The 16,538-nt window shown below is 73.8% G+C and carries 13 protein-coding genes; 3 read left to right on the top strand and 10 right to left on the bottom strand.

The genetic code is table 11. The features are described from left to right. Positions 1-63: 63 nt before the first annotated feature. Together AB0G16_RS36685 and AB0G16_RS36680 are read right to left on the bottom strand one after the other, a co-directional pair. Positions 64-630 (bottom strand): type 1 glutamine amidotransferase domain-containing protein, encoded by a 567-nt coding sequence (locus tag AB0G16_RS36685; protein WP_362815356.1) that lies wholly within the window; start codon positions 628-630, stop codon positions 64-66. Positions 631-693: 63 nt separating this feature from the next. Next, a complete protein-coding gene (locus AB0G16_RS36680; RefSeq protein WP_362815354.1) occupies positions 694-978 on the bottom strand; it encodes a DUF4031 domain-containing protein in 285 nt (94 codons plus the stop codon). Positions 979-1,266: 288 nt separating this feature from the next. On the opposite strand from AB0G16_RS36680, the gene AB0G16_RS36675 reads away from it, so the two are divergent. After that, positions 1,267-2,217, top strand: a complete 951-nt coding sequence (locus AB0G16_RS36675) for a GNAT family N-acetyltransferase (protein ID WP_362815352.1) — start codon at positions 1,267-1,269, stop codon at positions 2,215-2,217. A gap of 65 nt (positions 2,218-2,282) precedes the next feature. Here AB0G16_RS36675 and AB0G16_RS36670 read toward each other — a convergent pair whose 3' ends face one another. The 5 genes from AB0G16_RS36670 to AB0G16_RS36650 all read right to left on the bottom strand — a co-directional run bounded on the left by AB0G16_RS36670 (position 2,283) and on the right by AB0G16_RS36650 (position 9,504). Continuing rightward, on the bottom strand, positions 2,283-3,644 hold the full coding sequence (locus tag AB0G16_RS36670) for an AAA family ATPase (protein ID WP_362815350.1): 1,362 nt from the start codon (positions 3,642-3,644) through the stop codon (positions 2,283-2,285). After that, the gene (locus AB0G16_RS36665; protein ID WP_362815348.1) at positions 3,641-5,110 is read right to left on the bottom strand and encodes a hypothetical protein; all 1,470 of its coding nucleotides are present in this window, start codon (positions 5,108-5,110) and stop codon (positions 3,641-3,643) included. The genes AB0G16_RS36670 and AB0G16_RS36665 overlap by 4 nt, the downstream gene beginning before the upstream one ends. Before the next feature lie 13 nt (positions 5,111-5,123). Beyond that, positions 5,124-6,251 (bottom strand): hypothetical protein, encoded by a 1,128-nt coding sequence (locus AB0G16_RS36660; RefSeq protein ID WP_362815346.1) that lies wholly within the window; start codon positions 6,249-6,251, stop codon positions 5,124-5,126. Beyond that, positions 6,248-7,078 (bottom strand): hypothetical protein, encoded by an 831-nt coding sequence (locus tag AB0G16_RS36655; RefSeq protein ID WP_362815344.1) that lies wholly within the window; start codon positions 7,076-7,078, stop codon positions 6,248-6,250. Before AB0G16_RS36655 ends, AB0G16_RS36660 begins: the two co-directional genes overlap by 4 nt. Positions 7,079-7,194: 116 nt before the next feature. Beyond that, on the bottom strand, positions 7,195-9,504 hold the full coding sequence (locus AB0G16_RS36650) for an ATP-binding domain-containing protein (protein ID WP_362815342.1): 2,310 nt from the start codon (positions 9,502-9,504) through the stop codon (positions 7,195-7,197). 70 nt (positions 9,505-9,574) lie between these two features. Between AB0G16_RS36650 and AB0G16_RS36645 the strand changes: the two genes are divergently transcribed. Then, positions 9,575-10,180, top strand: a complete 606-nt coding sequence (locus AB0G16_RS36645) for a TetR family transcriptional regulator (protein WP_362815340.1) — start codon at positions 9,575-9,577, stop codon at positions 10,178-10,180. 153 nt (positions 10,181-10,333) lie between these two features. On the opposite strand, the gene gndA is transcribed toward AB0G16_RS36645, so the two are convergent. From gndA to AB0G16_RS36630, 3 genes are all read right to left on the bottom strand, one after another. Further along, positions 10,334-11,764 carry an NADP-dependent phosphogluconate dehydrogenase gene (gene gndA, locus AB0G16_RS36640; RefSeq protein ID WP_362815338.1) on the bottom strand — a complete coding sequence of 477 codons (1,431 nt, stop codon included), beginning with the start codon at positions 11,762-11,764 and terminating at the stop codon, positions 10,334-10,336. Between the two features lie 297 nt (positions 11,765-12,061). Then, positions 12,062-13,846 carry a serine/threonine-protein kinase gene (locus AB0G16_RS36635; protein WP_362815336.1) on the bottom strand — a complete coding sequence of 595 codons (1,785 nt, stop codon included), beginning with the start codon at positions 13,844-13,846 and terminating at the stop codon, positions 12,062-12,064. A gap of 112 nt (positions 13,847-13,958) precedes the next feature. Next, on the bottom strand, positions 13,959-15,404 hold the full coding sequence (locus tag AB0G16_RS36630; RefSeq protein ID WP_362815334.1) for a glycosyltransferase family 4 protein: 1,446 nt from the start codon (positions 15,402-15,404) through the stop codon (positions 13,959-13,961). A gap of 139 nt (positions 15,405-15,543) precedes the next feature. Here AB0G16_RS36630 and AB0G16_RS36625 point away from each other — a divergent pair, with 139 nt between their 5' ends. Then, positions 15,544-16,128, top strand: a complete 585-nt coding sequence (locus AB0G16_RS36625) for a TetR/AcrR family transcriptional regulator (protein ID WP_362815332.1) — start codon at positions 15,544-15,546, stop codon at positions 16,126-16,128. Positions 16,129-16,538: the final 410 nt, after the last annotated feature.

The following is a 16,538-nucleotide window of genomic DNA, read 5'->3' as shown; positions in this document are numbered from 1 at the left end:
ACGACGGACCCGCCCCCGGCCACGAAACCGCGCAGGATCGTCTTGATCGTCGCGGGGGACGGTTCAGCCGCCCTTGTGCTCGCCTCCTCCGGAGAAGGCGTCGACCGCGGCCTGGCAGAAGACCTTGAGGTCGTCGGGCTTGCGGCTGGTGATGAGCGTGTTCGGGCCCGCGGAGCAGACGACCACCTCGCGGTCCTCCCACTCGGCCCCGGCGTTGCCCAGGTCGGTCCGCAGGCTCGGCCAGGACGTGACCTTGCGCCCGCGCACCACGCCGGCCTCGATCAGCGTCCAGGGCGCGTGGCAGATGGCCGCGACCGGTTTGCCCGCGTCGAAGAAACCCTTCGCGAACGCGACGGCCTCGGGCACGGTGCGCAGCAGGTCGGGGTTGGCGACGCCGCCGGGCAGCACCAGCCCGCCGAAGTCGGAGGCCGAGACCTCGTCGACCGTGGCGTCCACCGGGAAACGGTCGGCCGGATCCAGGTGGTTGAAGGCCTGCACCTCGCCCTTCTCGGTGGAGACGAGCCTCGGCGTGCCCCCCGCCTGTTTGACGGCGTTCCACGGCTCGGTGAGTTCGACCTGCTCGATGCCCTCCGGGGCCACGAGGAACGCGATCGTTGTGCCGTTCAGCATGTCATCCCCTCTTTGACGTGCGGTGATGTCCTCACCAGGGCCTGATGCCCGATACGCCGGGATCTATGCGGAACCACCGGTGGCGTCCCGTGTCCGGCGGCGGCGCAGACCGGCGGCGGTCAGCCGGGCCACCAGCTCGCGCGAGGGCACCTCCTCGGCGCCGAGCGCCACGGCCCGCGCGTACACGGTCTCGGGGACGTCGTAGTGGTCGCGGTCGAACGCCCGGCGCGGCACGCCGAGCGCCTCGGCGAAGGCGTGCAGCTCCTCGACGGAGGCGTCGCTGACCAGGTGCGACCAGAGCAGACCCCGCGGACCCGGCCACGCGGGCGGGTCGATGAGAACGCTCACCGGCGCGCCCGCGTGCCGGAGTGTTCCCCGTGTTCCCCCATGGCTCCCTTTACCGAGAGTTCGGCGTGACGGCCGCGAGCGGACCGCCCGTGTCCCCAGCGTATCGGGCACCGGCCGGTCGGCGGGTGAGCACGTTTCCCGGACCCGGCGGCCGAGGAGACCGCGGGGCACCGGACGAGGAGACCGCGGGGCGGCGGCGGGAGACCGCGGGGCGCCGACGACGGCCGGCCCGGCGGATCCCAAGTTCCGGCCCAGTGATCGGCAAGTCGCCCCCGCCACGATGGGCACATGACGACGAACATCCCCGCCGGGTACGTCACCCGCAGGCCCCGGGCCGACGACGCCCCGCGTATCCACGAGCTGATCTCACTCTGCGACGTCCAGGTGATCGGCAAGGCCGACATGACCCTCGACGACGTGGCCGACCAGTTCGGCGACCCCTCCTTCGACCCGAAGACCGACGGCTGGCTGGTCCACGACGCGACCGGGCGGGTGGCGGCCTGGGCCTGGGCGTGGCGCAAGGGCACGAGCGGCAACGTCGACGTCGACGTCGTCGCGCACCCCGCCGTGCCGGAGCTCACCGGCCCGCTCTGGGACACCGTGACCGGGCGGGCCCGCGAGATCGCCGCCGGCCTCGGCCACGAGCGGGCCGTGGTGGACATCGCCCTGTACCGCGAGGACGGCGGCAAGCGCGCCGTCGCCGCGGCCAGGGGCTTCACCGCCGCCACCACCTTCATCCGCCTGCGGGCCGACCACACCGGATCGATCCGCCACCCCGCCCTCCCGGCGGGCGTGACCGTGCACGACGGGCTCACCGACGAGGTACGCCGCCAGGGCCACGCCGTGGAGCAGGCCGGGTTCGCCGAGCACTTCGGGTTCGCCCCCAAGGGTTACGACGAGTGGTACGACGAGCTGGCCTCCTCCGCCAGCACCGACTGGTCGCAGCTCGCGGTCGCCCGCCTGGACGGCGAACCGGCGGCGATGCTGCTGGGCACCGACGCCTTCCTCGGCGACGAGAACTGCGGCTACGTGCGCCGGCTGGCCGTGCTGCCCGCGTTCCGGGGCCGGGGCCTGGGCCGGTTCATGCTGCGCGGGGCGTTCACGCGGGACGCCGGTCGCGGACGGGCCGGCACCTACCTGCACGTCGACGCCAACAACGGCACGCCCGCGCTCGACCTCTACCTGTCGGTGGGCATGCGCCAGGTCCTGGCCATCGACGTCTGGCGGCGCACGATCTGACCCTCCCGGCGGCAGGACCGTCCCGGGCCGCCGGTCCCGCCGGTGGTCCGGCCCCGTCCGCCCGGTCAGCGGTCGGGCCGCACCCGGTGCCCGGACAGGTGGGCCAACACCGCCTGGTTGGCCTCCCAGCCGTCCGGGAACCTCACCGGCACGCCGAGCTGGACCGGCTCGGCCGACGGATGGGCGTCCAGCAGCTCGGGGATGCCGGCCCTGGCCACCACGACGCAGGCGTGGCGGTGCCGGGAGGTCAGCACGCACAACCGCCCCGACTCCAGGTGGAAGGCGGTGGCGTCACGGCGCCCGGAGAGCGGGTGCAGCACGATCGTCACGTCGTACTCCCGGCCCTGCAGCCGGTTGGCGGTGTCCACGGTGATCTCCGGCGGCACCCCGGCGGCCCTGATCGCCGCGACCTGGTCGCGGTGCGCGGCACCGATGGCGATCCGGTCGGCGGTCACCGGGTGGCCGCCCCGTTCGGAGTGCGCGACCGGGCCGCGCTGCAGCAGCCGTGCCGCCAGCTCCGCGGTCGCCCGCACGGCCTCGGCGTCGGTGCGCACGGTGTGGCGGCTCGGCAGCTCGTACAGCGCCCAGCCGGTCTCGGCCGCCTCCTCCAGCGCCCGGTCCTGGCAGGTGCGCATGCCGTCCACGGTGAACTCCAGCGTCCGGTCGCCGTGCCCGGTCCCGGCACGGAAACCGGTGAAGGGGTAGAACGCCTCGGAGATCACCGGCGCCGCCGAGGCGGGCAGCCGCCAGGAGACCGGCAGCCGGTGCACCGGCAGGTCGGGGTTGTGCCGCAGCAGCACCGCGACCGCGCTCTGCACCGGGTCCCACGACAGGCCCGCCCAGCGGTCGCCGTCCACGATGGAGAACGGGTCGAGCTGGCCGGGGTCGCCGACGAACAGCGACCGCTCGAACAGCGAGGCGATGCGCAGCAGTTTGTCCGACCGCATCTGGTACGCCTCGTCCACGATGGCCCAGGGCCAGGTGCGGTCGCCGATCCAGGCCCACTTGTCGGCGGTGGCGATCACCACCGCCGGGTCCCCCAGGTCGGGCAGCTTGCCCGCCACCGAGACGTTGGGACGGGCGAGGATGCGCCCGGGGGTGATGTAGCCGCTCGCCGACAGGCGGCCGATCGGCAGGTCGGGGTGTTCGGTCGCGAGCCGCTCCACCAGGTCGTCGACCTGCTCGTTGGTCTGGGCGACGATCATCAGCGGCTCGCCGGTCCCGGCGATGTGCCCCGCCGCCTTGACCACCAGCGTGGACTTGCCCGCGCCGGGCGGGGAGTCGACCACCACGCCGCGGTGGCGGGGCAGGTCGGCCAGGACGGCGTCCACCACGGCCGCCGCCTCCTGCCGCGGCGACGGGTGGGCGCCCGGCGTCGCCTGAGCGCCCGGCGCCGGGCGGGCGCTCGGTGTCGGGTGGGCGCTCACAGCCATTCCTCCTGCGCGTCGTCGTCGGTGGGCACGTACTCCTGCGGGGGACCGCCGTGGGTCCACGGCGTCCGCTCGGGGTCTGGCAGCGCCGCCGACGACTGGAAGTCGTCGGTCAGCGAGGTGTACGAGACCCGCTCGCCCGGCTCGGGCACCGACCCGGGGGCCGGCGTCCTGCCCCGCCCCATCCCCTTGACGATCTTCAAGGTGATCTCCCCGTCCGCGATCTCGACGATCTCGGCGCCGTGCCCGCGGCGGTCGGGGCTGCCGACCACGGTGCCGGGCGTGAGCCGTACCGGGTCGTCGGTCCGGACCGTGATCAGCGGCCGGAGCTTGCGCGAGCGCCCCTCGCCCTCGCTGTGCTCGGGGTCTGCGGAGGTGACCGTCCCGGCGAACGCCTCGCCGGTCAGCCGGTACTCGGCCATGAGCAGCGGGTCGTCGTGGGCCCGCTGCACGTCGTAGGCGGCCCGCGCCCGTTCCAGCCCGGCCAGCCGGGCGGCGGCGCCGACCGCGCCGTCCCTGCGCGCCTGCGGCGGCCCGCCCTCGGCGACGCGCTCGACGAACCGGGTGAACGACCCCCGGTCGCCCTCCCAGCGGTCCTTGACGCGCGCCCCCTCGGGCAGGGAGCGCAGAAGGTCCACCGACCGCCACATCAGCCGCCAGGTCGGGTCGAGCTGGGTGCGCACCGCCTGGCTCACCCGGTCGACGGCGCGGTCGGTCGGGGCCTCCTCGTAGGCGCGGATCGCCGGGCCGAGCACCTCGTTGTCGAACCCGGGGTCGGTGGCCGGGCCGGCCGGGGGCCACAGCAGCGGGTCCTCGGCCTCCTCGGCGGCCCGACGCCCGGACATCCCCGGCGGGGGGTCGATCCATCCCATCAGCGCCGCGAGGTTGGCGTCCTCCAGGGCGCTCTGCCCGGTGGCCCAGTGCAGCGTCAGCGCCTCGGTCGCCGCGAGCAGCATCGAGGAGCCCGGCTGCTTCGACCGGTCGGCGAAGTAGGTGAGCCACCGGCCCAGCAGCGGCACCGACGGGTGCACCGGGTAGGGGCCCTCGGCCCGGCGGAACCGGGTGGAGCGGCCCAGCAGCCCGACGAACGAGGCCGCCGGACGGTTCGGCACCAGGATCTGCGGCGCGTCCAGGCACCGCTCGTAGGGATCGCCGCTCCTGCGCTCGACCGTCTCGGTGGCCTTGGAGAACCCCTCGATGTACGGCAGCAGCACCTCGGCCAGCCCGGCGGCGAAGGCGAACCGCAGGTCCCGGTTGCGGGGCTGGGGCACGAGGAGCAGCCGGGGATGGCCCGGATCGGTTCCCACCATGGCGGCCAGCGGCGCGGCGGCCTCGCCCGCGAGCCTGAGCGGGATTAACACCATCGGCTGGGCGGAGACGTGGCAGTGCCGGACCGTGGTGATCCGCTGCGCGACACCGTCGCGGACCGCCCGCAGCCGCGCCAGCGCCGTCAGCGCGCTCACCTGCGGCCCGCCCTCACCGCAGCGACTCCTCGCGCAGCCGGTCCGCCAGCCGCAGCAGGCGGGCGATCTCCTCCTGGCCCTCGGCGGGCTCGCGGGTGCCCTCGGCCAGGCCGAGGGCCTCCTCCACGCCCGAGACGCCGCCGAGCTGGTCGCGGATCTGACGCCCCAGCAGGTCGGTGGATCCGCAGGCGCGGGCCTCGTGGCGGCAGAACATGCACATGTCGCAGGTCGACAGGCAGTCCGGCGCGTACCGGGCCGGCACCCGCAGCAGCGCCTGGGCCAGCTCCTCGGCCGAACGGGTCGGCACGCCGTCCTCGCCGGGGGCCAGGTCGAAGGTCAGGCCGTCCGGCAGCCCCTGGACCAGCTGCTCGATCCTGGTCATCCGGGTGAGCTGGCGGTTGAGCACCGAGAGCTGCTTGCGCACGTCGACCAGCGCGGCCGTCGGGCGGTTGGCGAAGTTCTCCGGGCAGACCAGGACGACGTCGTGGGAGACCCGCAGCGGGTCGTGCCCGAGGTCGGCCATGAGCGTGCGCAGCGCCAGCACGTACACCGCCGCCTGCCGGGCCGCCGCCGCCACCTTGTCCGGCTCGGCCTGGTCGTCGATCATGCTGAACGACTTGATCTCCACGATGTGGAAGCGCCCGCCGATCTGGAAGGCGACCACGTCGGGCTCCAGGTAGGAGGTGTGCCCGGCGATCTCCAGGCTGAACAGCGGGTGGTCGTAGAAGACCGCCGCCCCGTCGTCCTCGCGAGCCGCGCGGTCGATCAGCGCCCGCGTGTGGGAGTGGCGCAGGTGGGAGCCGACGTTCTCCACGTCCTGGTAGCCGACCTGCTCGACGGGCAGGCCGAGCAGGTCGCGCAGCAGCCGGAGCAGCTCGGCGCAGCCGTTCTCCTTCACCAGCGACTCGAACACGTTGCCCCGGGTGATCGCGAACTGCGACTGACCGAACGGCGCGGGAAAACCGACGTGCCGGGCCGTACGGTCCTTGTCCACACCCGCGGCGTCCATCACCGCCCGGCGCGTGCAGCCGGGGTTGGCCGCCAGCGCGGCGATGGCCCGCGCGTCGTGCGGGCGCGACGGCACCGGCCCGCGCAGCTCGTCGAGCCTGCTCACGAGAGCCCTGTCCCGGAGCGCGCTCACGAGCCGGTCTCCCCGTCCAGCCTGGTCATCGTCAGGCCCCCCCTCACAGCGTTCATCGCGGTGACGCCGAACAGGCGCTCCGCGTCCGGTAGTTGCCTGGCCGCCCGCGCCGCCACCTCGGCCCGCTGCGCGGCGTCGGCGGCGCGGTGCACCTCCAGCTCGGCCCGCGCCGCGCGGATCGCGGTCGCGGGGCCGGCCGGGGCGAATCCCTCGACGGCGCCGGGGATGTTCTGCGCCATCCGCGACAGCAGCCGCACCGCGCCCGGCGGAGGCTCCGCCAGCCGCGTCAGGTGCTCGGCGATGCGCATGGCCGAGACGAGGAAGTCGACGCGCGGGCTCAGCGGCCCCAGCACCCGCTGCTCGGGCGGCCACGTGCTGTCGGCGAGCAGCCCCCGGGCGGGGGAGAGGCGGTCGGTCAGCGCGGCGCACAGGTAGTACGGCCTGGCGTAGGGGTCGCTCCGGAAGGAGCGCTCCTCGTCCCGGCGCAGGCTCGTCAACTGGGAGCCGCGCAGCTCGCGGGAGAAGAACGCGTCGTTCACCGCGACGATCAGCTTGGCCGGCGTCGGCACGCCCAGCATGGCCAGCGCCTGGTGGACCTGTTCCCTGATGGGCACCAGCGAGGTCTCGGGCTCGCGCTGGGCGTGCGTCCCGGCCGGTGTCCCGGACGGCGTCTCGGTGGCCACCGCCGCGTCCCAGGCCTGCTCCGCCCGGCGCAGGTCCCCGCGGAGCGTCCTGGCGAGCGAGTTCTCCCTCGCCTTGACCGCCCGTCGCACCTCGGCGCGGAGGTCGGCTATTCGCCGTTCCAGCGCGTCCAGTGAATCACTCACGGCCCGGAGCGTAACAGGAGTTCCACCAGTCTCCCGCGTATTCCAGCCATTTCCAGCATTAAGCGTGTCGGATTAAATAATAATAATCGGGCGAAAGGAACATTTAATACGAAAGATCACCTCGGAGGGGCGTGCCGGGTCGCGACCGCGTCGTGGCCGGAGCCGGCGGACCCCGGGGCCTCCGGCGGCTCCGGCGGCTCCGGCGAATCGGGGGACCCCGACGGCCCCGGCGACTCCGGCGCCTCCGACGGCCCCGGCGACTCCGGCGACCGGGGGAACCAGGACGGGAGCGGGCGGGTGTGCACCACGTCCAGCCGCGACACCGCGCGGGTCAGGGCGACGTAGAGCAGGTTGGGGCCCCGGGCCCCGGTCTCCGCGATCCGCGCGGGCTCGACCACCACCACGTGGTCGTACTCCAGGCCCTTGGCCATCGAGGCGGGCACGGCGGTGACGCGGCCCGCGGAGCTGCCGTCGCCCAGGGAGGCGATCTCGACGCCCCCGGCGCCCAGCGCGTCGGTCAGCGCGGCCGTCAGCGCGTCCAGCGCGGCGTCCGCGGCGATCACCGCGATCGAGCCCTCGTGGTCGAGCGCGGCGCGTACCGCGGCCACCGCGCCCTCGCCCGGATCGGAAGCCGGGTGGACGGTCAGGCGGCCGTCCGTCCGGAACGAGCGGGTCCCGGGCACGTCCACGGCCAGCTCCTCCAGCAGCCGGTTGGCGACCGCCACCACGGCCGCGGGCACCCGGAAACCCGTGGTCAGGGCGATCAGCTCGGCCTCGGGCCTGCCCAGGTGGGCGAGCTGGTCCTCCCAGGTGCGGGCCGCCCACGGCGTGGTGCCCTGCGCCAGGTCGCCGAGCACGGTGATCGAGCCGTGCTCGCTCCTGCGCGCGATCGCCCGGCACTGCATGGGGGAGAGGTCCTGCGCCTCGTCGACGACGACATGGCCGTGGCCCCGCGGGCGCTCCAGCAGCCCGGAGAGCTCGTCGAGCAGCACCAGGTCGGCCGCCGACCACCTGGCGCTCCTGAACGAGCGCGGGGGCCGGGCCCACAGGAGCGCGGCCCGCTCGTCCGGGGCCAGGATGCCGTCCGCGGCCTCGTCCAGCACGGCGGGGTCGCCGAGCACCTCCGCCAGCACCTCCTCGGGGCGGACGACCGGCCAGACCGCGTCGACGTGCCCGTTGACCGCCCTGGCCATCCTGCGCGCCCAGGCCGCGTTCACGTTCCGCCCGCGCGTCTCCGCCTGCCGCAGCAGGAGGGCCACCACGCGTGAGAGCACGCGCTCCCGGCCCACCCCGTACGAGGCCGTCTCCCGCAGGGCGCCGGCCACGACGAGACGGAACTCCTCGGCCCCGACCCGCCACCGGTGGGAGCCGTCGGGGACGGCGATCCCGTCCGCCGGTTCCGTCACCCGCCGGTACAGCGCCCGGCGCAGCACCTCCGCCATCCGGGCGTCGTGCTTGACGGTCGCCGTCTCCTCGGGCTCGCCGTTCTTCCCGGGATCGCCGGGAGTGTCGGGGGAACCGGGGGAACCGGGGGTGCCGGAGGAGCCGGGGGTGCCGCCCCGCAGCGGGCCACGTGCCAGCAGGCCCTCCACGGTGGTCTGCTCGACGTCGACCTCGCCCAGCGCCGGGAGCACGGCCGCGATGTACCCCAGGAAGGCGCGGTTGGGGCCGAGGATCAGCACGCCCGCCCGCGAGAGCCGCTGCCGGTGGGTGTAGAGCAGGTAGGCGGCCCGGTGCAGCCCCACCGCGGTCTTGCCGGTGCCGGGCGCCCCCTGGACGCAGATCGACCTCTCCAGGGCGGCGCGGACCAGCTCGTCCTGCTCGGGCTGGATGGTGGCCACGATGTCGCGCATCGGCCCGACGCGGGGCCGCTCGATCTCGGCGGCCACGATCCGGCTCGCCACGCCCGCGGCCGCCCCGGGCCTTTCGCCGCGGCCTTCACCGGTGTCGAGGACCTCGTCCTCGAAGCCGGTCAGCGCCACCGGGTTCCGGGACCAGCCGAAACGACGCCGTACGGACACCCCGCGCGGGTCGTGGGCGCTCGCCCGGTAGAACGCGGCGGAGACCGGGGCGCGCCAGTCGATCACCAGGGGCTGCCGCCCGGAGCCGCCGGAGACGTGCCGGCGGCCGATGTAGTAGCGCTGCCCGGCGTGGTCGGGGGAGGCGGGGCCGAAGTCCAGGCGGCCGAAGAACGGCGGGCCGTCAGGTCGTTCCTCCAGCTCCTTGGCCAGGCTCCTCAGGTCGTAGCCCAGCCTCTCGGCGCTGTAGCGATCACCCGCGACCCGCTCGCCGATGACGACGTTCAGCCGCGCCCCGTCGATCATCCGGCCGACGGCCGCCTCGCACTCCGCCAGGTAGGCCCGCTCACCGTCGAGGCCACCGTCGAGTCCGGCATCGGGTCCGGCATCGAGTTCGGCGTCGGTCATCGCGCATCACCCCTAAGTCTTAACTCGGTCAATATATTAACCGAGTAAACACACTGTTAGGCTGGAACGCGTGACAGGGCTTCGTGAGCGCAAGAGGCGGCAGACCCACGAGACGATCTCGGCCACGGCCGTCTCGCTCTTCCTGGAGCGGGGATTCGACGAGGTCTCGGTCGCGGAGGTGGCGGCGGCGGCGCAGGTCTCCAAGCCGACGCTGTTCAAGTACTTCCCGACCAAGGAGGACCTCGTCCTGCACCGCATCTCCGACCACCAGGGCGAGGCCGCCCGGATCGTGCGGGGACGGGAGGCGGGCGAGGCGCCGCTGGAGGCGCTGCGCCGGCACTTCCTGGCCGGCCTGGAACGGCGCGACCCCGTGACGGGCCTCAACGACCACCCCGAGGTGCTCGGCTACCACGGCATGGTCTTCACCACGCCCACCCTGGCGGCCCGGGTCTTCCAGTACATGGCCCGGGACGAGGAGGCGCTCGCCGTGGCGCTCACCGAGATCGTCGACGAGCTCACCGCGCGGCTCGTCGCCGGGCAGGTGCTGGCCACGCAGCGGGTGCTGGCCCGGCGGAACTGGCGGACGCTGGTGGAGGGGGAGACCGCCGATCGGGCGCACCCCGCGGCCGCCGCCGCGGCCGACCACGCCTTCGCCCTGCTCCCGAGGATCGGCTGACCGCCCGGCCCGCGCCGGTGACGTGCGGCCGCGCGTGCGTCGCCGCCAACGGTGACGGGCGGCCGCGTGTCCGCGACCGGCGGGACGGTCGCGGGCCCGTCGGTCGCGGGCCCGCAGGTGGCGGGCGGTTTCGGTCGGCCGCCCGCCGTGGCCTCAGCCCGCGATCTCGCTGCGGTCGGCCGACCACAGTGTGTGGAAGAAGCCCTCGCGGTCCATCCGCTGATAGGTGTGCGCGCCGAAGAAGTCGCGCTGCCCCTGGATCAGGGCCGCGGGCAGCCGCTCGGCGCGCAGCCCGTCGTAGTAGGCCAGCGCGGTCGAGAAACCGGGCGCCGGGATGCCCAGCTCGGCGGCCTTGGCCACCACCCGCCGCCAGGAGTCCTGCGCCAGGGTCAGCGCCTCGGCGAAGTAGGGGGCGGCGAGCAGCGTGACCGGCTTCTCCTCCGCCGCGTACGCCTCGCGGATGCGGTCCAGGAAGACGGCGCGGATGATGCAGCCGCCCCGCCAGATCGTGGCCAGCGCGCCCAGGTCGAGGTCCCACTCGTACTCGGTGCTGCCGACCCTGAGCTGGTCGAACCCCTGGGCGTAGGCGACGATCTTCGACGCGTACAGCGCCCGGCGCACGTCCTCGGCGAACTCCTCGCCGAGGGTCCCGGCGGGCACGCCCGACGGGCCCGGCAGGCCGCGCGCGGCCGCCCTCAGGTCCGCGTGACCGGACAGGGAGCGCGCGAACACCGCCTCGGCGATGCCGCTCACCGGGACGCCCAGGTCCAGCGCGATCTGCACCGTCCAGCGGCCGGTCCCCTTCTGCTCCGCCCGGTCGGCGATCACGTCGACGAGTGGCAGGCCGGTGCCCACGTCGACCTGGCGCAGCACCTCCGCGGTGATCTCGATCAGGTACGAGGACAGCTCCCCCCGGTTCCACTCGGCGAAGACGTCCGCCAGCTCCGCCGGGGTCCGGCCGAGCCCCTGCCGGAGAAGGTCGTAGGCCTCGGCGATGAGCTGCATGTCGGCGTACTCGATGCCGTTGTGCACCATCTTCACGAAGTGCCCGGCGCCGTCGGGACCGATGTGCGTGCAGCAGGCCGCGCCGTCCACCTTGGCCGCGATGTCCTCCAGCATCGGTCCCAGCGCCTCGTACGACTCCCTGGAACCACCCGGCATGATGCTCGGCCCGAGCAGCGCGCCCTCCTCACCGCCGGAGACCCCGGCCCCGACGAAGTGCAGGCCTCGCGCGCGCAGCGCGGCCTCGCGCCGCCGGGTGTCCAGGAAGTGGGCGTTGCCGCCGTCCACGAGCATGTCGCCGGGCTCCAGCAACGGGGCGAACTCCTCGATCACCGCGTCGGTCGGCACCCCCGCCTTGACCATGATCAGAATGCGCCGTGGACGCTCCAGCGCCGCGACGAGCTCCTCCGGAGTGTCACAGGGGACGAAGGCGCCCTCGTGGCCGTGTTCCTCGATCAGGGCCTTGGTCCTGTACTGGGATCGGTTGTGCACCGCTACGGAGTGCCCGTGCCGGGCCAGGTTGCGGGCGAGGTTCGCCCCCATGACGGCCAGTCCCGTCACACCGATCTGTGCCTGAGTCATCACGAACCTCCAGCTCGGAGAAACCCGATTCCATGACCGGGAGAGGAGCCCGGCACGATGCCACCGGGTTCCCTGTCGAAAACCTGAGCGAATTCGTCCCGGACGCCACCGGTGGAACGCCGCTTTCGTCATACCAGCGCGAATTCCAGGGCGAACGTTCACGCTCTGCTTTCGTCCAACGTTTCACGTCCGGTGGTACCGCCCCGCACCCGCCCCGCCCGCAGGCATGCGGAGGACCCCCCGCGCCGACAGGCACGGGTTCCTCGCTCCTCCCCGGAGGGCCGCGGGACGAGACCTCTACGAGAGGGATCGGCGGCCGAATCGGATTCCCGGTGTGTCGCGGCCGACGAGCCCGCCCAGGCACCGGTAGGTCCGCGCCCCGGCCTCGAACCGCTCCTTGGAGGGCGGCAGGACCGCCCCGTGCCACCTGGTCCGCCGATCGCTGCGCTTGTCGTGCATGGAGGCGAACATGACCTGGTCCGAGCAGACCCTCTTCACCGTCGGGTGCTTCTCCAGGGCCGCCTGGTCGTACGTGAGCCCGTCCGGCGGCAGCGGGGCGACCGCGTACGTCTCCCACGAGTGTCTCTCCTCGCAGCCGACCCGCCTGGCCGTGGTGTCGCCCGCCTGTGACACCAGGCCGCCCCAGCACTCGGCCTCCACCGCGCACGCGGCCCCGGCTCCGGCCACCGCCGCCGCGGGACAGCCGGCCGTGACCGTGGCGACCTCCATGATCCCGGGCCCCCGGGACGCACCGCCGCTCGCGGGCGCCTCGCCGCCGGCGTCGCCCTGGGGCGCCTCGACGCCCGGCGGGGAGGACGGGGTCGTGTCGCGGTTCTCCATGAAGATCAGCCCGATCCCGACCAGCAGCAGGATCACGAAGGCCGCGGCCAGCGCGACGAAGACCCGCGCGTTGGACGGGACCGGATGGTCGGTGTCCGCCCCGGGAGGCCGGGTACCGGACGTCCCCTTCGCCCCCGGCGACGTCAGGTGCGACCTCGCCGCCTCACCGGCGGCGCCGCGGACCGCCGGCCCCGCGTACGCCGCCCCGGCGCGCGGCGGGGAGAACGGCTCGTGCTCCCCGGCGTAGGCCACCGGCCGGTCGGGACGCGACCGGCCGGGTCCCGGGGTCCGGGCGGGCGTGAGCGGGCGGGCGCCGGCGGCGGACGGCGGCGTGTGGGACCTGACGCCCGGAGCACCCGGAGCACCCGGAGCACCCGGAGCACCCGGAGTGCCGGAAGCGCGGGGCACGACCCGGTCCAGGCGCAGGTCGGTGAGGGCGTCGCGCAGTGCCGCCACCGAGGGGGTACGGAGCGACGGGTCCGGGGCCATCGCCTCCCTGAGCACGGCCGTCAGCTCCGGCGGTACCCCCGGGATCTCGGGGATCGGCAGCCGGTGCAGGGCCATGATGACCGCGATGTTGACCACACCGCTCTCCGGGAACCGCGGCGGGCGCCCCGAGAGCAGCGCGTACAGCGTGGCGGCCAGGGAGTACACGTCCCCCGCGGCCGACGGCTCGGTGAGCTCGAACGCCTCGGGCGGGGCGTAGGCGGGGGTGAGGGACTCGCGGGTCACCGACGCCTCGCCGCCCGAGGACGGCATGGTGGCCAGCCCGAAGTCGGAGAGCACCACGTTGCCGTACCGGTTGATCAGGATGTTGGCGGGCTTGATGTCCCGGTGCAGCACCCCGGCGGCGTGCGCGGCCGACAGCGCGTCGGCGATCCGGATGCCGATGTCGACGACCTCGGCCGGCGGCAGCCGCCTGTCCCTCTCCGCCTGCATCCGGTCCAGCAGCGACCCGCCCGGACACAGCTCCAGGACCATGTACGGCCGGCCGTCGGGCAGGACCCCGGCGTCGTAGACGTGGGCGACGTGCGGGTGGCCGGACAGGGCGCCCGCGGAGGTCACCTCGCGCATGAAGCGACGCCGGTCCCGCTCCGAGACCAGCACCCGGTTGTCCACCTTGAGCGCCACCTCGCGCTCCACCGCCAGCTGCCTGGCCCGGTAGACGATCCCGAAACCGCCCTGGCCGAGCACGCCGGACACCTCGTAGCCCGGCACCGCAAAGGCGCCTGCTTCGGCCACCTGCCACCTCCTGGAGACGAGCGGCAGATTACCGGACATTCGCCCTGTGCCCGCGAGAACCACCCGCCCGCCCCCTGGTACGGGGACGAGCGCGGCCGGGCGGGCCGTCGCGCTACGTCCGGTCGAGCAGGTGTTCGCGCGCCCGTCCCGCGCCGGTGGCGTGGTCGTCGCCGAGCTGGGACAGGAGCGCGTCCCAGCGGGCACCGATGGAGGCGAGGTCGTAGCCGGCGGCCGTCCGCAGGGCACCGGCGCCGAGCGCGGCGCGCAACTCCCGATCCTCGATCACGCGGCAGAGCGCCTCGGCGAGCGCCGACGGCCGCCCAGGCGGGACGAGCAAGCCGTTGTACCCGTCCCTGACGATCTCCCTGGGGCCGTGGGGGCAGTCGAAGCCGACCACCGGTACCCCCTTGCTCATCGCCTCCAGGATCGTCATGCTGAACCCCTCGTAGCGCGAGCTGACCACGTTGATCGAGGACTCCGACAGCTCCCGGCCGATCTCGGGCGAGCTGCCCATGAGCAGCATCGTGCCCGACAGGCCGGCCTCCTCGATCCGGGCGCGCAGTTTGCGCTCGGCCTGGGCCCTTCCCCGCCCGTAGACGCGCAGCACCCAGTCGGGATGCGCCTCGGCGACCGGCCTCCACGCCTTCACCAGCAGGTCGAAGCCCTTGGCGTGCACGAACCTGCCGATGGCGATCACCACCTTCTGGTCCAGCCCGGAGACGTCCCCGGCCAGCGGGGGCACGGCGTTGGGGATCCGCAGCAGCCGCCGGGGAGGCGGCCTCAACGCCCTGCGGTAGTGCTCCAGATCCCTCTCGGTGAGGGTCACGAAGGCGTCCAGCCTGCCGTAGCGCCGCTTGATCAGCCGGGCGACCTCCGGGGCGTGCATGTCGAGACCCACGTGCTCCTGGCCGACGGTGATCACACCCGGCGGCGCGAACAACGCGGTGATCAGGTTGAACCCCGGACGGGTGGAGATCACCACGCCGGTGCGCATGGACCGCAGGAAACGGACCGTACGCAGGTCCGTCAGGAGCGAGACCGCCCGGTGGACGTTCTCCTGCCTCGGGATCAGGACGCTCGGCAGGCGCGCCAGCAACGTCGCCACCGGCCCCCGCGGCCGGGTCCTGTCGTCCAGGAACCTCACCCGTACGCCCGGGGGGATGGGGAAGAACGGCTTCTCGGCGGTCCTGACGACGCTGACGATCTCGACGTCGCGCTCGAGCGCCAGGTGACCGGCCAGGTTCAGCACCGTCCTGATGGTGCCGCCCATCCCGTAGGCGTGCTGCAACAGGATCCGGACCGTTCCGGTGTCGGCCGCCGGGGCACGCCTCGCCCGTCGGCCGTTGAGCACCCGCAGCAGCCGGAACGCCGACCGCCGGCCGACGCGGAGCACGCGCCGGCCCGTCCGCCGGCCCAGGCGCTCGACGCGCCGGGGCAGGCTCCGCTCCCGGCGCCCGGCACGGAGCGCCGCCTCGCGTCCCCGCCGCGCGGCTCGCCGCAACGCCTCCGGCAGCCGCCGTCCCAGCCGTCCGCCGCCCTCTCGAACCTTCCCCGACATGCTGAGAACCCCCCGCCGGTCCCGCCCTGCCTGCGTGTTCCATTCCCCGAGCCGCTCTCCCCAAAGCGCGCACACCGGACATCATGTCCACGCCGGGCTTCCCGCCTATGCTGTTTCCCTCCGGACGAGGGGAGCGGCGGTGGGCGGACGGGATCCTGACCGGCGGCGGGCACTGCTCGACGCCGCGGACCGGGTGATCCGGCGAGAGGGGCCCGAGGCGTCCATGGCGTCGATCGCCGCCGAGGCCGGGATCACCAAACCCATCCTCTACCGTCACTTCGGCGACAAGAGCGGGCTTTACCAGGCCCTGGCGAACCGGCACGTGCGCACCGTGATCGGTCTGCTCCGCCCGGAGTTCGACCGGGCCAGGACCGACCTGCGCAGCCGTGCCCGCACCACGATCGACGCCTACCTGGAGATGATCGCGGCCAACCTGAACCTCTACCGCTTCCTCTTCCACCGGGCCGGGGCCGAGGACAGCCGTACCCACTCCCAGATGACCGCGATCGTGCGCGGCCTGGGGGAGGAGCTCGGTACGGTGATCGCCGCGGAGAGCGGCGTCCTCGACCCGGTCCGCGCACAGGTGCTCGGCCACGCCTTCGTCGGCATGGTCCAGGCCACCGGCGACTGGTGGCTGGAGCATCCCGAGGTGGACAGGGCGGAGGTCGTCGAAGGGCTCGTCGCCGTGATCGTGGCGACGATGTCGGCCACCCTGCCGCGCTGAGCGCGCCGGCCGTGCCGCCCGCGTCGACCGCGTGTCGCCCGGGCCGCTCCGTCCACCGGGTCGGTGGTCATTCTCCGAAGCGGGGCAGGCGGGTTCGCCGATTTCTCGGGGCAACGGGTCTCCGCCCCCGGAGGGGCTCTGATTTGACGACGCGGGAAGAGGTTCGTAAGGTTCACAGACCCGAGGGAGACGGCGCGGGCGCCGGGGCCTCGGAACCCTCACTGACGATCTTCAACCTCTACGAGAGATTCACACTCGGATGAGGACGATTCGACATGAATCGGACGATCTAGTATATTAGAAGGGTTGCCCCGAAAGGGGAGGCTTGAATTCCGGAAGGCGAGCTTGATCGGGTCGGTTTGACACGAAAAAGCGAGGCTGAAAGAATAAGGGCACAACGAAAGAGCAAA

Source organism: Streptosporangium sp. NPDC023615, assembly GCF_040640155.1.
Classification (GTDB): domain Bacteria; phylum Actinomycetota; class Actinomycetes; order Streptosporangiales; family Streptosporangiaceae; genus Streptosporangium.
This window is presented reverse-complemented; position numbering and strand designations above follow the sequence as displayed.